This window comes from Blautia sp. CAG:257, assembly GCF_000433815.1.
In the GTDB taxonomy this organism is placed as follows: domain Bacteria; phylum Bacillota; class Clostridia; order Lachnospirales; family Lachnospiraceae; genus Blautia_A; species Blautia_A caecimuris.
In genome coordinates this window covers 1-15770 of record NZ_HF999089.1, presented here as the reverse complement: position 1 = coordinate 15770, position 15770 = coordinate 1, and the positions used below count along the sequence as shown (strand labels likewise).

The following is a 15770-nucleotide window of genomic DNA, read 5'->3' as shown; positions in this document are numbered from 1 at the left end:
GATCACAGCGGATTCCTGGCTTACAAGAACAGAGACAACGTTCCAGGTTCCTTTTAAGGATTTTACTCTGACATCTGTTATGTATGACATTGACATTCCGGGCTATAAAAATAACTGCAACCGTCTGCATCTTTTTGATACAGACACTGTGGATGAAAGCATCATCGGCGACGGTATCAGCTTTGACAAAAACGATATCAAAAAGAACCTGACCCTGTTCCTTTATCCGGATGACAGTGATGAGGCAGGCCAGCTTCTTCGTATTTACCAGCAGTATTTTATGGTCAGCAATGCCGCGCAGCTGATCCTGAAAGAAGCGGAGGACAACGGTTATGATCTTTACAGACTCTATGACCATGTGGCAATTCAGATCAACGATACTCACCCCACCATGGTGATTCCGGAGCTGATCCGTCTTCTTATGGAAAAAGGCTTTAACATGGATACTGCCATTGATGTTGTAAGAAAGACCTGCGCTTATACAAACCATACCATTCTTGCAGAGGCTTTGGAAAAATGGCCGGTTGCATATCTTGAAAAGGTGGTTCCTCATCTTATGCCTGTGATCCGTGAGCTGGATGCCCGTGTGAGAAAGGACTACAGCGACGAGCGCGTTGCCATTATTGATAAAGACGAGCGCGTACACATGGCGCACATTGACATTCATTACGGATATGCGGTAAATGGTGTGGCTGCCCTTCATACTGAGATCCTGAAGGAATCTGAGCTGAAACCGTTCTACGATATTTATCCGGAAAAATTCAATAATAAAACAAATGGAATCACTTTCCGCAGATGGCTGAAGCACTGCAATCACGATCTGGCAGCTTATCTGGAAGAGCTGATCGGCGGAGAATATCTTGAGGATGCCACAAAGCTTGAAAAGCTTCTGGACTATAAAGATGATGAGACTGTACTGAAAAAACTCCGTCAGATCAAAATGCATTCAAAGGAAGAGCTGAGAGATTATCTGAAAATGACTCAGAATGTGGAGATCGACCCAAATGCGGTTTTTGATATCCAGGTCAAGCGGCTCCATGAGTATAAGAGACAGCAGATGAACGCTCTTTATGCCATCTACAAATATAAGGAGATCAAAAAAGGAAATCTTCCGAAACGTCCGCTGACAATGATCTTCGGGGCAAAAGCAGCTCCGGCGTATACCATTGCCAAGGATATTATTCATCTGATCCTGTGCCTGCAGGAGCTGATCGAAAAGGATCCTGATGTAAATAAATACATGAAGATCGTTATGGTAGAAAACTACAATGTAACCAAGGCAGAAAAGCTGATTCCTGCCTGCGATATTTCCGAGCAGATTTCTCTTGCTTCCAAGGAGGCCTCAGGAACCGGAAATATGAAGTTTATGCTAAACGGCGCAGTGACGCTGGGAACAGAGGACGGCGCAAATGTGGAGATCCATCAGCTTGTAGGAGACGAGAATATTTATATTTTCGGAAAACGTTCTGAGGATGTGATCCGTCTTTACGAGGAGGGGACCTACAGTGCGGAGACTCTTTATCAGGAAGATAAACTGATCCGTGAGCTGGTTGATTTTATTAAGGGAGAAGAGCTGGAAGCTATCGGAGATATGGAAAATCTGGAAAGACTGTATAAGGAAATCCGCTCCAAAGACTGGTTTATGGCTCTTCTGGATGTAAAAGAATATATTCAGACAAAAGAAAAAATGCTGGCAGATTATGAGGACGAGGCAGCATGGTCAAGAAAGGCTCTGGTAAACATTGCAAAGGCCGGATACTTTTCTGCGGACCGTACCATTGCCGAGTACAATCGCGATATCTGGAAGCTGTCATAAAGAGGTATATTATGAGAGAATCAGGAATTTTGATGCCGGTGTCAGCTCTTCCCTCCAGTACAGGAGTGGGAGAGCTGGGAGCCGACACCTTTCGGTTTATTAAAAATCTGAAACATTCAGGAGTAAAGATCTGGCAGATTCTTCCTCTGAATCCTGCAGGCTATGGAAACTCTCCGTATCAGCCTTATTCCTCCTGTGCGGGAGATGAAATTTATATCAGTCTGGAAGAGCTGTATAAGCAGGGACTTCTGAAAGTCTTGCCGGAGGCTTTTCGCAAAAATGCGGCAAAGGTGGACTATCAGGCGGTGAGAGAATGGAAGGAGCCTTATCTCCGGGAAGCCTGCAGCAATTTTCAGGAAACAGAGGATTATCAGAGGTTTGTGGAGCAGCCCTGGGTAAAAACTTACGGAATGTTCCGCGCCTTAAAAAAAGAAAACGGAAACCGCTGCTGGAACGAGTGGAAGGCTGAGGATAAAAGCTGGCCGGAGACCGGCGCAGAGGTTCCTGCTCATGTGAAGGAAGAGGTTCAGTACCAGATGTTCCTTCAATATGTCTTCTACTGTCAGTGGATGGCAGTAAAAAAAGCAGCCAATGACGCCGGCATCCGAATTATGGGAGACGTGCCTTTTTATGTGGGCGTGGATTCTGTGGATGTATGGGCAGGCAAGGACAATTTTCTTCTGGATACAGACGGTCGTCCCATTTTTATTGCAGGGGTTCCTCCTGACTATTTCAGCGCCACAGGCCAGAGATGGGGAAATCCCATTTATGACTGGGATTATCTGAAAAAAAATCATTATCAGTTCTGGCTTGACCGGATCGGGTACAGCAGTAAACTGTTTGATATGATCCGTATTGACCATTTCCGGGCTTTTGATACCTTCTGGAAAATTCCGGCAACCTGTCCCACAGCCATTGAAGGGGAATGGATCGAGGCTCCCGGTTACGAAGTTCTGGACATGCTTACAGAAAAGCTTCCGGAGGTGGAACTGATCGCAGAGGATCTGGGAGATCTCCGGCCGGAGGTTCTTACCTTAAAAGAACATTATCATCTGAAGGGAATGAAGGTTCTGGAATTTGTCCTTGATACTTCAGGTAAATATGCGGCAGACAGCTTCCCGGATGAGGAAAACATGATCATCTATACCGGAACCCACGATAACAGTACGCTGACAGAATGGTATCAGGAGCTTAGTGTTCCGGCCAGAAGAAAGCTCCGCCGTTTCCTGAAAAAACAGGGTATCAAAAACGGTTCTGTACAGGACAGGCTTCTGGAATATACCTGGAGAAGCAAAGCGGAGTACGCAATTGTTCCTCTTTCTGATATTCTTGGAATGGGAAAAGAAGCACGACTGAACACTCCGGGTACTGTGGGAAGTCCAAACTGGGAATGGCGGATGCCGGACGGGGACAGGATAGAAGCAGGCCTTAAAAAATATGCCGGACATTTATCATCTATAAATCTATAGAAAGAATAAGCGTACAACCATCATTTCTGGTGGTCATACGCTTCTTATACGAGGAAATAACATATGGAATTTACCGGAGTTTATCATAAAACTTCAGAGCAGATGAGCTATCCGTACAATGAAAACCAGCTGATCGTGAATATAAAAACCGGTTATGACGTCAAACGGGTCTTCATACATTATGGAGACCCGTTTGATGCAGGTATTCTGGGCGGAAAAGAAAAGTGGACTGGAAAACGGGAAGAAATCTGCTACAAAAAGCGGCTGAAGCATCAGCTCTGGTGGACAACCACCCTTGTGCCGCAGTATAAAAGATGTAAATATTATTTTGAGCTTCAGACAGAAAAAGAAACCTGGTATTATTTTGAGGACGGTTTTCTTACAGAGGAGCAGCTTCATATGGATGGAAGGATGCTTCAGTGTTTTATTGTTCCCTGGATGAATCCGGCAGATCTGAACAGAACGCCGGAATGGGTGAACGATACGGTATGGTATCAGATTTTTCCTGACAGGTTCTGCAATGGAACACCGGAGAAAAATACAGAGGATATCCTTCCATGGAGAACCGGACCGGTTACCAACAGAGAACGGTATGGAGGGAATCTTTCCGGAATCCGTCAGAAGCTGGATTATCTGAAGGAGCTGGGGATCAATGGAATTTATCTGAATCCCATTATGGAGGCAGAATCCAATCATAAATATGATACAACAGATTATGAAAAGATCGATCCGGCCTTTGGAGATGAAAAAGAGTTTACTTTTCTGGTAAAGGAAGCCCATGATCACGGCATCCGTGTGATGGTGGACGCAGTATTTAACCATTGCGGGCCTAAATTTGCGCCCTGGCTGGACGTGCAGGAAAAGGGACAGGCTTCCGAATATGCAGACTGGTTTATGATCAACGACTGGAGTGACCTTAAGAAAAAGGCAGATACCAGGGATGGACGATTTTATTCCTTTGCCTTTGCGGACGGAATGCCAAAGCTGAATACCAATAACGAAAAGGTACAGGAGTATTTTTGCAATCTCTGTGAAAGCTGGATCCGTGACTATGACATTGACGGTATCCGTTTTGATGTTGGAAATGAGATTTCCCACAGATTTTTAAAAAAGATGAGAGAGCGGGTAAAAAGGCTGAAGCCGGATATTTATCTTCTTGGTGAGATCTGGCATGACGCAAGCCAGTGGCTTATGGGAGACGAGTATGATTCTGTAATGAATTATCCTTTAATGAGCGGTATTCATGACTTTTTTATTGATAAGAAAATGACAAAACAGGACTTTGAATATACGGTCAATCACTGTTATACTATGTACATGCAGCAGTGTAATAACGTGCTGTTTAATCTATTGGATTCCCATGACACGGAGAGGCTGATGAACCGTTTCCATAATCTGGATATGTTTTATCAGCAGCTTGCAGTACTGTTTACCATGCCGGGAAGTCCATGTATTTATTATGGAACAGAAATCGCAATGGAGGGAGGACACGATCCTGACTGCAGAAGATGTATGCCCTGGCAGGAACTGGATTCAGAAGAAAACAGACGGCGTATCGCAGAAATGAAGAAGCTGATCTCTCTGAGAAAGCAGGAACCTTCTTTTAGAAGCCTGCATTTCCATTTTCCGGGAACATATCAGGAAAAGCGCTGTGTGGAATATATTAAGCTGGATGAACAGAATCATAAAACAGAAGTGCTTCTGAACTGTTCAGAAGATTGCATAAAAGTGGAAAAACAGGGAGAAATTCTCTTCGCCCGTGGTTATGTGAATGGAAATCTTGCAAAAAACGGAACTCTCATACGAAGGATTTAACAGGAGGAAATGGATATGAACAATAAAAAATGGTGGCAGAATTCTGTGGTTTACCAGATTTATCCCCGAAGCTTTCAGGACAGCAACGGGGATGGGATCGGAGATATCCAGGGGATTATAAAAAGGCTGGATTATCTTCAGGAGCTTGGCATTGACGCTGTCTGGCTGTCTCCGGTATGTAAATCTCCGCAGGATGACAATGGCTATGATATTTCCGATTATCAGGATATTGATCCCATGTTCGGAAATCTTGACGATATGGAGCAGCTGATCAATGAGGCAAAAAAGAGAAATATCCGTATTATTATGGATCTGGTGCTGAATCATTCCTCTGACGAGCACCGCTGGTTTACTGAGGCGAAAAAGAGCAAGGATAATCCTTACCACGATTACTATGTGTGGCGTGACGGCGAGGAAGGCGTGTATCCAAATGATATGAATTCTGTATTCGGCGGTCCGGCCTGGGAGTGGGTGCCTGAGTTAAAGCAGTATTATTTTCATCAGTTTTCCGTAAAGCAGCCGGACCTGAACTGGGAAAATCCAAAGCTCAGAAGAGAAATCTATGACATGATCCTCTGGTGGATGGACAAAGGTGTTGGCGGTTTTCGCCTGGACGTGATCGACCAGATCGCCAAGGAGCCGGATCTTAAGATCACCAACAACGGTCCAAGACTTCATGAGTTTATTCAGGAGTTAAGCAGAGAAACCTTCCAGAAAGGAGATCTGATCACAGTGGGAGAGGCCTGGGGCGCAGATATTGACAGGGCCAAGCTTTACAGTAAGCCGGACGGCAGCGAGTTTTCCATGGTGTTCCAGTTCGAGCATATGATGCTGGATCAGGAGCCGGGAAAAGAGAAATGGGATTTCTGTCCCCTTCCTTTTGTAAAACTGAAAAAATGTCTGGAAAAGTGGCAGAAGGAGCTTCATGGCTGTGGCTGGAACAGCCTTTTCTGGGACAATCACGACCTTCCGAGGATTGTATCCCGCTGGGGCAATGACAAAGAATACAGAGTGGAATCTGCAAAAATGCTGGCAACCATCCTTCACGGAATGGAAGGAACTCCCTATGTATATCAGGGAGAGGAGCTTGGCATGACAAATGTGCGCTTTGAGTCCATTGAACAGTACCAGGATATCGAGATCCGAAACATGTACAGGGAGCGGCTGGAAAAGGGGTATGCAGAGAAAGATATTATGGAATCCATCTATGCAAAGGGTCGTGACAATGCCAGAACTCCAATGCAGTGGGATGATACAGAAAACGCAGGCTTTACAACAGGAACTCCATGGCTGGGCGTGAATCCCAATTATACAGAAATAAATGCCCGAAGCCAGCTTCATGATGAAAACTCTGTTTTTCATTATTATAAAAAGCTGATTCAGCTCCGCAAAGAAAACAGCATTTTTGTTGAAGGTGATTTTACACTGCTGCTGCCGGAAGATGAAAATATTTTTGCTTATGTGCGGGAATATGAAGGCAGGAAACTGCTGGTGACAGCTAATTTTACAGATAAAGAGGTGGAATGTCCGCTGTTAAAGGAGTGGGGAGTGCCTGTATCTGAGGATGGCGCTGATAAGAGCCGGGACAATGGCGTGCTTTTGATCCATAACTACAGTGATCTGCCTTCCCAGCAGAAGCTGAGACCCTATGAAGCGATGATGTGGGAGAAAACAGAGACAGCAACTGAGATCTGATGCATGGAGCCTAAAAAACACCCCCGGAAATCTTCCGGGGGTGAAATCATATCTGGATCAGTTTGTGATAACCAGCTCAGTTTCTTTGTCGAAGAAGTGAGCTTTTTCCATATCAAAATCAAAATGGATTGAATCGCCTGTCTTTGCAGTTGTACGTGGATCAACACGGGCTGTGATCTGAGTTCCATTTATATCGAAGTACAGGAATACTTCAGCACCCAGAAGCTCATATACTTTAACGATAGAAGCCATGGAGCCGTCAGCGGAATCTGTAACATCCTCAGGACGGATACCCATAACAACTGTTTTGCCTACATAGCCTTTATCTTTGAGAACTTTTGCCTTTGCTGCCGGAATAACAACTTCATCGTTGCCGATCTTGGCAACCAGGTCAGCGCCGTTTTCTTTGATCTCAGCGTCAAGGAAGTTCATCTGCGGAGATCCCATGAATCCTGCTACGAACAGGTTACCCGGTTTCTGATACAGGTTCTGAGGTGTATCTACCTGCTGAACAACACCGTCTTTCATAACAACGATTCTGGTACCAAGAGTCATAGCCTCTGTCTGGTCATGTGTTACGTAGATGATGGTAGCGCCCAGTCTCTGATGGATCTTGGAGATCTCAATACGCATCTGTACACGAAGTTTTGCATCCAGGTTGGAGAGCGGCTCATCCATAAGGAATACCTTAGGATTACGAACGATGGCACGACCCATGGCAACACGCTGTCTCTGACCACCGGAAAGAGCTTTCGGTTTACGGTCAAGAAGTTTCTCAAGGTCAAGGATTCTTGCAGCTTCACGAACCTGTTTGTCGATCTGCTCCTTCGGAACCTTGCGGAGCTTCAGACCAAATGCCATATTATCATAAACAGTCATATGAGGATACAGAGCGTAGTTCTGGAATACCATTGCGATATCACGGTCCTTCGGCTCTACATCATTCATAACTTTGTCACCGATTTTAAGAGTACCGCCGGAAATTTCCTCAAGACCTGCGATCATACGAAGAGTTGTGGATTTTCCGCATCCGGATGGTCCTACAAAGATGATAAATTCTTTATCTTCAATTTCAAGATTGAAATCCTTAACAGCCTCAAAGCCGTTCGGATAGGTTTTGTTAATGTGCTCTAATGATAAACTTGCCATTTTAATTTCCCTCCAGGTAATATTTGTGAAATATAGTTTTGCTCTTGTTTCGAACTGTACTCAGTATAACGAAAAGCAGTAAAATGCACCAGAGAAGAATCCTACAAATATTTCAGAGGTTTGTTGACAGATTGACGAAAAGACGGGGAGATTTAGTCATTTTGCTCACCAAAAAACAGCTTTATATCATTTTCTACAGTGTCAATACCTGCGATTCCAAAGGTATCCACAAGAACCTTAGCCACATTAGGGCTTAAAAATGCCGGAAGCGTTGGGCCTAGATGGATGTTTTTAACACCAAGAGAAAGAAGGGCAAGAAGTACAATGACAGCTTTCTGCTCATACCAGGAAATATTGTAGATAATAGGCAGGTCGTTGATATCTTCAAGGCCGAAAATTTCCTTCAGCTTCAGTGCGATGACGGCAAGTGAGTAGGAATCGTTGCACTGTCCTGCGTCCAGAACACGGGGGATTCCGTTAATATCGCCAAGATCAAGCTTGTTGTACTTATATTTTGCACATCCGGCAGTGAGGATCACGGTGTCCTTGGGAAGCGCGCGGGCAAAATCACTGTAGTAGCTGCGGCTTTTTGCACGGCCGTCACAGCCTGCCATTACCACAAATTTTTTGATGGCGCCGGATTTTACAGCTTCGACAATTTTGTCTGCCAGAGCCAGAACCTGCGCGTGTGCAAAGCCGCCTACGATTTCTCCTGTTTCAAGCTCAACAGGAGGAGCGCAGTGCTTTGCCTGCTGGATCAGCGCGGAGAAATCTTTGATCTGACCAATGCCGCCCGGAATGTGTTTACAGCCCGGATAGGAAACAGCTCCTGTTGTGTACAAGCGATCCTTGTAGCTGTCCTTTGGAGGAATGATACAGTTGGTTGTCATAAGGATCGGTCCGTTAAAGGATGCAAATTCTTCATTTTGCTTCCACCATGCGTTGCCGTAGTTTCCGTGGAAGTGACGGTATTTTTTGAAAGCAGGATAGTAGTGGGCCGGAAGCATTTCAGAATGTGTGTAAACATCAATTCCTGTACCTTCGGTTTGCTCAAGAAGCATTTCCAGGTCTTTCAGGTCGTGGCCGGAGACCAGGATTCCGGGATTTGTGCCAACGCCGATCTTTACGCTGGTAAGCTCCGGATTTCCGTAGGCCTCGGTGTTTGCCTGATCCAGAAGAGCCATTCCCTGTACGCCGAATTTTCCTGTTTCCATAGTAAGGGAGATGAGCTGGTCAACAGTAAGGCTGTCGTTTAAGGTTGCAGAGAGCGCTCTCTGAATAAAAGCGTCTGTATCGGAATCTTCTTTGAATAGAACATTTGCATGGCTTGTGTAGGCGGAAAGTCCTTTGAGGCCATAGGTGATCAGTTCTCGGAGCGAACGGATGTCTTCATCCTCTGTGGAGAGAACACCTGTTTGAGAAGCTTTTGCTTCAAAATCGGAAGCATTGCTTATCCAGAGGGAAGCCTCCGGAAGATCAGCTTTGTCCTTTACCCGGGAAAGAAGAGACTCTTTTACTTCCAGAGTTTTGATGATCTGATCTGTGATTGTGTCTTTGTCAAAATTCACATTTGTGATCGTGATAAAAAGATTCTTATTAATAAGATGATTTACAGCTGCGTCTACATTTACATTTTCGGAGCGGAGCTGTGTGGTAATGGCAGATAGGCCTTTTGTCACCCATACAAGAAGATCCTGCATAGCGGCAATGTCCGGCTTCTTTCCACAGACTCCGGAAATTGTACAGCCGGAACAGCCGGCAGTTTCCTGGCACTGGTAGCAAAACATTTTATGTTCCATAAGATAAAACCTCCTGATTAAAAGTATATTGCCAGATATTGATTACTGATAAAAGTAAACGATATCTTATGTTCTGATAGAGCAGATTATAAAAGAAGAAAAACTTTAAATCTGTTGTTATAACAACAAAAATAAAGTTTTTTCTTTTATCGCATTTATTTTGAAGTTTTAAACAGAAAGTTTCTTTTACCTGATTATTCGTCGGTTTTATGAAGGATAAAATGATTTTTATGAAATTCCAGGATACCATCATCCCGCATTTTACCAAGCTCTTTGGAAAGAGCGCTGCGATCCAGATTCAGGTAATCGGCAAGCCCCTGACGGTTAAAAGGAATGGTAAAGGAGGTGCTTGCGGCTTTTATTGATTGATTGGAAAGATAAATAAGAAGTCTTTCGCGGATGGTTTTTGGGGTAGTACAGAAAATCCGGTTGGACAGGGTGAGATTTTTCTGCATGGAAATCCGCAGAAGATTTCGGACGATCGTGGGCTGCCCGGCATTTTGACCGTGTGATGCTTCCGGAGAATTCTGGTTAAAAGCTTTCGGAAATGGACTGGAAGCTCCAGGTGAGTTCAAAAGAAGTTTCAGGTTAAAGAACAGGATTTCTGAGTCTTCTGCCGTAACCGCGGACACCATCAGAGGTTCCCCGCACATGGCATACGTTTCCGCAAAAACATGTCCCTCCGGAATGTGGCTTAAAATGCTGCGCTTGCCCCAGAGGTCAATGTTTTCGATAATAACGCTTCCTGAAAGCACGATTCCCATTTCGGAAATCGTTTCTCCCATATGAAAAATAGTCGTGTTTTTTTCAAGAGTATGCTGGCGTATACAGCCCAAATTTTTCATTTCATTAAGCTCCAAAGAGGAAATTCCGTGAAATAAGGGAATTTCTGAGATCTTCATAAAAACTTCCTCGTCTTTCTGTGGCAGGTGGTAACTGTGTCGTCAGATAGAGGGGGTGCGAGTTTTCTCACTACACCATTTCCATCTGTATTCTGCGCTCATTCAGAAACATCCCCTGAAGTTCTTTTGCGTGGAAGCGTCTCTGGAACAGATCACATTTGCAGAGAAACAGATAGTACACATTCAGACCGCAGTCGTTCATGGTTTCAAAATTGCCCTGGCCTTTTGCCAGAATTACATCTGCCTGTTCCAGAAGAGTCCGAGATTCATTACTGAGTCCCGGAAACCAGGTTCCGCCCACATTGCTTCCGTTTCCGATTACTTTTGCGATATCAGTAAGTCCGATTTCTTCCGCATCCTCCATGGTGGCGTCATTGACAACAGGATATCCCCGTACAATAACTGTAATATCAAGCTGGGGATATTTTTCTTTCAAAATCTTAATGGCGAGTTTGTCCAGTACGATTTCACCACAGTTATCAGTAAGATAAACAAGAGATTTAGCCCTGGAGAGATCTTTTTGGAAGTTGGCGTATTCCTCCTGTCCCAGAGGTTCGTGATTTTCATTTTCCAGAAGCTTCAGCATTGTTTCCTGACTTACATTTTCCAAAGCTGCAAAATCAATATAGTTTCCAATGCGGGCATAGAGAAGCGCTGTTTCCAGTGGATCTGCGGAAATACGTATTTTTTCCTCAACAGAGGCTTCCGCATCCAGCATAAGCTGATTGAATTCTTTCTTTATTTCTGTGTAATCCTCGGCGGAACAATTCCAGAATTCACTGTAGAGTTTTTTGATCTCTACAGAAAGGCTGGGAGAGCAGTCCTGTTCTTCGGCATTGGAAAGAATTGACATGACCTTTTTCATATATTCGGTTTTTTTATCCATATCCGGGAACTTCCGGATCTTTTCTTCCTGTTTATTTACTGCACAGCACATGCAAAAGGGATTTAATTTCATTTGTAGTCCTTTCCGCCCGGATTCAGGGGCAGGTTTGATAAAAATATTATAGGACACGGGGAAGATATGGGCAAGAGGAAGGGGCAAATTTTATAAAAGCCTGCAAAAGGGCAAATAAACAGGAAACTGTAAAACTGAAAGCTATTGATTTTTAGGTTTTGGCACTGGCAGTTTCTCTTATAGCATATCAGGTAAACCTGCCAATAAATCATACCCTGCAGGAAAAAATCACCCGGGAAAATGGATTCTCCCGGGCAATTTTTTCCTGTATATTCGGTGGTGGTTAAATAACAGGCATGATAATTCAGGCATTCATACTTCGCCTGCGCTGATACCGGGCCAGAAGATCTTCTTCCCTGAAATCTCCCGGATTACCGGAAACGTCACTGTGATATAGAATCCAGTCACTTACATTCTCCATAAACCAGTTTTGTTTTTTAAGAGAATTTATGATCTGGCAAAAGCTGCCATGTGTCTGACCGGTCTCGTTATCGCAGTATATCAGAGTATTGGATTCACCGGAAATTCTCTGGAATCTCATGCGGGAAAAGGCATTGTTCAGAGTGGAATAAATACTTTCCGAATTATATTTCTGTTCTGTTTCTATTTTATGATTATCCATACGAATCAGCATTTTCAGCATAACATCGCCTCCTGTTGTATTTAATTTCAGCAAAGAAAAACTCCTGTTTTGCGCAAAACGGGATGTTATGATGTCTGCAGATGATCAAGTATTATTCCCTTTACTATCTGTAAAAAGTATAGCATCTAAAGAAGGGGGCAACAAGAAAAATCGTTCGACAAATTCTCTGATCATACGCGGTTTCCGGTAAATGAAGCTTTTGCTCTGGCACCGTCCGGCCATGGCAGTTTCCGGTTTGGGACTTCTCCGGTATCCCAAGTGTTTATTCCTGCTTTTTTCCATTCCAGTAAGCAAAATATGGCTTATGTTGCTCACAGGAGCCGGAAAAAGTCTGAGATTATTATTTATGAAATGAATTTTTATTGCCTTAAAAGAAGGGGTGGATTATAATATACAAGACAGACAATTTATCATATTTTATTGGGGAATGAATGTCTCCCTAAGTATTAATACTTAAACCGCTTAGAAAAGCTGATGACTTCTGCAATCAATGTAAGGCAGAGGTGTCGGCTTTTTTGTTATTTATAAAAAAGGCAGTACATTGTGTACTGATCTTTTTGGTAAATAAAAGTATTCCGCGAGGATTTGGGGAGTTCGAAGAGGAGTTGTCCGATTTATTTTTGAGGAGGAGCTTATGTTATTAAGTATTTCATTAATTTTACTGGTTGGTATGTCCATGAGCTGGATCTGCCGGAAAATGAAACTGCCAGGTTTGCTGGGAATGCTGATTACCGGCATTGTTCTTGGTCCATATATGCTTGATCTGTTAGATGAAAGCATCCTGGAGATATCGTCGGAATTACGTAAAATTGCACTGATCATTATTCTGACCAGAGCGGGACTGGGACTTGATCTGTCAGGCTTGAAAAAAATCGGAAGACCGGCAGTGCTGATGTGTTTTGTCCCTGCAAGCCTGGAGATTCTTGGAATAATACTGCTGGCGCCAAGGGTTATGGATCTGACTGTTCTGGAGGCTGCTGTTATGGGGGCTGTGCTGGCAGCTGTTTCCCCTGCAGTCGTTGTTCCAAGGATGGTTAAGCTTATGGATGAGGGATACGGCGCAAAAAAAGGAATACCCCATTTAATCCTGGCAGGAGCATCTGTAGATGATGTATATGTGATTGTTCTGTTTTCAACCTTTGCAGGAATGATTCAGGGTGAAAAGGCTTCCGTAACAAGCTTTATTAATGTTCCGTTTTCTATATTTTCAGGCGTTGTGCTTGGACTGCTGATCGGTATCTTTTTTGCATACTATTTTAAAAAAGTACACATCCGGGACACTGCAAAAGTGCTGATTATATTAGGTGTTTCTTTTCTTCTTGCAGCAATAGAATATCGTCTCAGTACGCCAATTACATTTTCAGCGCTGATCACAATTATGTTTATTGGCATCGGACTGCAGAAGAAAAGGGCGGCTGTTGCGAAAAGGCTTTCTGTAAAATACGGAAAACTCTGGGTAGCGGCAGAGTTGTTTTTATTTGTTCTGGTTGGAGCTACTGTAAATATTGAATATTTTGGAAAAGTGGGTGTTCAGGCACTTGCAGTAATCCTGGGAGCGCTGGTATTCAGAATGCTTGGCGTGTATATATGTCTGCTGGGAACAGACCTGACAGGACGGGAGAAAATGTTCTGTATGCTGGCTTACACACCGAAGGCTACGGTTCAGGCCGCCATTGGCGGAATCCCTCTTTCCCTCGGCTTTGCCTGTGGAGATGCTGTGCTTACAGTGGCAGTGCTGGCGATTGTGCTTACCGCGCCGCTTGGGGCGCTTGCCATAGATTTGTCGTATAAAAAATGGCTGGTAAGGTAGAGGCGCACATCCCGTCACCTTTTCCCTTCCCTTTTAATTATTTGGCTTGCATTTATTTCAACTTCGTTATAGCAATGGATTTTTTCATACCTGCGTGATACAATAATTGATGAAATGGGATGGAGAAAGAAAACCATGATTGATACAAAAAAGGAACAAGTTCTTCGCAATGGGATTGCGGAGATTATCGCAGAAATAGAGGTGGGTGTATGAAAAAGAAAAAACAGGAGATCAGTATTGTTCGATCCTCGGCAGCGGAATACCTGACATTTATTACTGCCACAGGAGAGAGTGATGTAAATGCCGTTTATTGCGATGAAAATGTATGGCTGACGCAAAAAATGATGGGTTTGCTCTACAATGTGGAAACTCATACTATTAACTACCATCTGAAAAAACTGTTTTCGGACGGAGAGATTGAGGAAAATTCAGTTATTCGAAAATTTCGAATAACTGCTGCTGATGGAAAAACCTATAATACCAATCACTATAATTTGAGCGCGATTATTGCTGTAGGGAACAAAGTGGATTCTCCCCGTGCAGTCCAGTTCCGTAAATGGGCAAATCAAATTATTGAAGAATTCACAGTAAAAGGATTTGCAATGGATGACGAGCGGCTGAAAAATGGCGGTACGGTTCTGACGAAAGATTATTTTAGGGAACAGTTAGAGCGGATTCGTGAAATTCGTCTTTCGGAGCGGCGATTTTATCAGAAAATTACGGACATTTACGCTACCAGCATCGATTATGATTCCAAGGCTGAAACAACAAGAAAGTTTTTTGCAAGAGTGCAGAATCAACTTCATTGGGCAATTCATGGAGAAACAGCCGCAGAGACCATATATCGACGTGCCGACAGCGCGAAGGATAACATGGGGCTGACCACATGGAAAGACGCACCAAATGGAAAAATTCAGCGTTTTGATGTGGTAGTTGCCAAAAACTATCTGACAAAGGAAGAACTTTCGGCTATGGCGAGAATTGTCAATGCTTATTTGGACTTGGCAGAGTTGAGAGCTGAAGAAGAAATGCCTATGACAATGGAGGATTGGGCAGAGCAGTTTGAAGGTGTTTTACGTTTGAGCAGAAAAGAGATATTAACGGATGCCGGAACAATTTCCGCAAAAATCGCTCAGCAGCATGCATTGAGTGAATTTGAAAAATATCGTGTTCGTCAGGATCGACTTTATCAAAGCGATTTTGACAAAATGCTGTTGAAAACGGATGAAGTACAGAAATTGTCGGCTCATAAATCTACAGCTCAGATAATCGATGTTTCATCAGAGGAAGACTATGAATAACAAGAGTAAACTTGATGAATGGATCGGGAATGCTGCTCTACTGGGATGGCGTATAAAAAACTTCATGAATGCTGTAATTCACAGTCTTGGAATAATGAATGGTAATATTTATGATGGTATTATTAAGATAGTAAAGAGATTATTTGAGGTGGTAAAATTCGTTGCCAACCACGAACCCTATGGGTTAAAAAAGACGCAGGAGTCGCGATGCCTGCCAAATAATCTCTTTTAACTATTAATTATGAATGCTCTGTTCCGAACGGATAGGGCTTTTTATTTTGGAATGAAATAAATCGTTTCTTTCAATTTATTACTAAATTAACTCGTTGTGCTAGATGAAATTAAAATAAAGAAACTTCAACAAAATATGCTATCCTATTTGTAGGCATACAAATTTGAAAGGAGGCATCATT

Annotated in this window: 12 protein-coding genes and 1 riboswitch; of the genes, 7 read left to right on the top strand and 5 right to left on the bottom strand. The window is 43.4% G+C overall.

What is annotated here, in order from left to right; genetic code table 11:
- From glgP to QVP40_RS10855, 4 genes are all read left to right on the top strand, one after another.
- Positions 1-1816: glycogen/starch/alpha-glucan family phosphorylase (gene glgP / locus QVP40_RS10870; RefSeq protein WP_288200497.1), on the top strand; the 1816-nt coding region annotated here is incomplete at its 5' end.
- An 11-nt stretch (positions 1817-1827) separates the two neighbouring features.
- On the top strand, positions 1828-3285 hold the full coding sequence (gene malQ / locus QVP40_RS10865) for a 4-alpha-glucanotransferase (protein WP_288200496.1): 1458 nt from the start codon (positions 1828-1830) through the stop codon (positions 3283-3285).
- A gap of 63 nt (positions 3286-3348) precedes the next feature.
- Positions 3349-5100 carry a glycoside hydrolase family 13 protein gene (locus QVP40_RS10860; protein ID WP_022068444.1) on the top strand — a complete coding sequence of 584 codons (1752 nt, stop codon included), beginning with the start codon at positions 3349-3351 and terminating at the stop codon, positions 5098-5100.
- A gap of 15 nt (positions 5101-5115) precedes the next feature.
- Positions 5116-6795 (top strand): glycoside hydrolase family 13 protein, encoded by a 1680-nt coding sequence (locus QVP40_RS10855; protein ID WP_022068443.1) that lies wholly within the window; start codon positions 5116-5118, stop codon positions 6793-6795.
- A 57-nt stretch (positions 6796-6852) separates the two neighbouring features.
- Here the strand turns inward: QVP40_RS10855 and QVP40_RS10850 are convergent, their stop codons facing one another.
- The 5 genes from QVP40_RS10850 to QVP40_RS10830 all read right to left on the bottom strand — a co-directional run bounded on the left by QVP40_RS10850 (position 6853) and on the right by QVP40_RS10830 (position 12279).
- Positions 6853-7944: an ABC transporter ATP-binding protein gene (locus tag QVP40_RS10850; RefSeq protein WP_022068442.1), complete on the bottom strand. Its 1092-nt coding sequence runs from the start codon at positions 7942-7944 to the stop codon at positions 6853-6855.
- A gap of 152 nt (positions 7945-8096) precedes the next feature.
- Positions 8097-9743 carry a hydroxylamine reductase gene (hcp, locus tag QVP40_RS10845; RefSeq protein ID WP_022068441.1) on the bottom strand — a complete coding sequence of 549 codons (1647 nt, stop codon included), beginning with the start codon at positions 9741-9743 and terminating at the stop codon, positions 8097-8099.
- A gap of 194 nt (positions 9744-9937) precedes the next feature.
- Complete coding sequence (locus QVP40_RS10840) at positions 9938-10588, bottom strand: Crp/Fnr family transcriptional regulator (protein WP_330361928.1); 651 nt, start codon at positions 10586-10588, stop codon at positions 9938-9940.
- Between the two features lie 127 nt (positions 10589-10715).
- Entirely contained in the window at positions 10716-11582 is an 867-nt protein-coding gene (locus QVP40_RS10835) for a damage-control phosphatase ARMT1 family protein (RefSeq protein ID WP_330361929.1), read from the bottom strand.
- 325 nt (positions 11583-11907) lie between these two features.
- Positions 11908-12279 (bottom strand): hypothetical protein, encoded by a 372-nt coding sequence (locus QVP40_RS10830; RefSeq protein WP_138270636.1) that lies wholly within the window; start codon positions 12277-12279, stop codon positions 11908-11910.
- Positions 12280-12660: 381 nt separating this feature from the next.
- A riboswitch (Fluoride riboswitch) is annotated at positions 12661-12737 on the top strand.
- A 143-nt stretch (positions 12738-12880) separates the two neighbouring features.
- On the opposite strand from QVP40_RS10830, the gene QVP40_RS10825 reads away from it, so the two are divergent.
- The 3 genes from QVP40_RS10825 (at position 12881) to QVP40_RS10815 (ending at position 15589) form a co-directional block, all read left to right on the top strand.
- Positions 12881-14056: a cation:proton antiporter gene (locus tag QVP40_RS10825; protein WP_022068437.1), complete on the top strand. Its 1176-nt coding sequence runs from the start codon at positions 12881-12883 to the stop codon at positions 14054-14056.
- Between the two features lie 209 nt (positions 14057-14265).
- A complete protein-coding gene (locus tag QVP40_RS10820; protein ID WP_022068436.1) occupies positions 14266-15357 on the top strand; it encodes a virulence RhuM family protein in 1092 nt (363 codons plus the stop codon).
- The gene (locus QVP40_RS10815; protein WP_022068435.1) at positions 15350-15589 is read left to right on the top strand and encodes a hypothetical protein; all 240 of its coding nucleotides are present in this window, start codon (positions 15350-15352) and stop codon (positions 15587-15589) included. Before QVP40_RS10820 ends, QVP40_RS10815 begins: the two co-directional genes overlap by 8 nt.
- The last annotated feature ends 181 nt before the right edge of the window (positions 15590-15770 follow it).

What these genes read in the sequence shown, in the direction of transcription:
- malQ (WP_288200496.1), top strand. Translation starts at nt 1,828, where the DNA reads ATGAGAGAATCAGGAATTTTGATGCCGGTGTCAGCTCTTCCCTCCAGT.
- QVP40_RS10860 (WP_022068444.1), top strand. Translation starts at nt 3,349, where the DNA reads ATGGAATTTACCGGAGTTTATCATAAAACTTCAGAGCAGATGAGCTAT.
- QVP40_RS10855 (WP_022068443.1), top strand. Translation starts at nt 5,116, where the DNA reads ATGAACAATAAAAAATGGTGGCAGAATTCTGTGGTTTACCAGATTTAT.
- QVP40_RS10850 (WP_022068442.1), bottom strand. Translation starts at nt 7,944, where the DNA reads ATGGCAAGTTTATCATTAGAGCACATTAACAAAACCTATCCGAACGGC.
- hcp (WP_022068441.1), bottom strand. Translation starts at nt 9,743, where the DNA reads ATGGAACATAAAATGTTTTGCTACCAGTGCCAGGAAACTGCCGGCTGT.
- QVP40_RS10840 (WP_330361928.1), bottom strand. Translation starts at nt 10,588, where the DNA reads ATGAAAAATTTGGGCTGTATACGCCAGCATACTCTTGAAAAAAACACG.
- QVP40_RS10835 (WP_330361929.1), bottom strand. Translation starts at nt 11,582, where the DNA reads ATGTGCTGTGCAGTAAATAAACAGGAAGAAAAGATCCGGAAGTTCCCG.
- QVP40_RS10825 (WP_022068437.1), top strand. Translation starts at nt 12,881, where the DNA reads ATGTTATTAAGTATTTCATTAATTTTACTGGTTGGTATGTCCATGAGC.
- QVP40_RS10820 (WP_022068436.1), top strand. Translation starts at nt 14,266, where the DNA reads ATGAAAAAGAAAAAACAGGAGATCAGTATTGTTCGATCCTCGGCAGCG.
- QVP40_RS10815 (WP_022068435.1), top strand. Translation starts at nt 15,350, where the DNA reads ATGAATAACAAGAGTAAACTTGATGAATGGATCGGGAATGCTGCTCTA.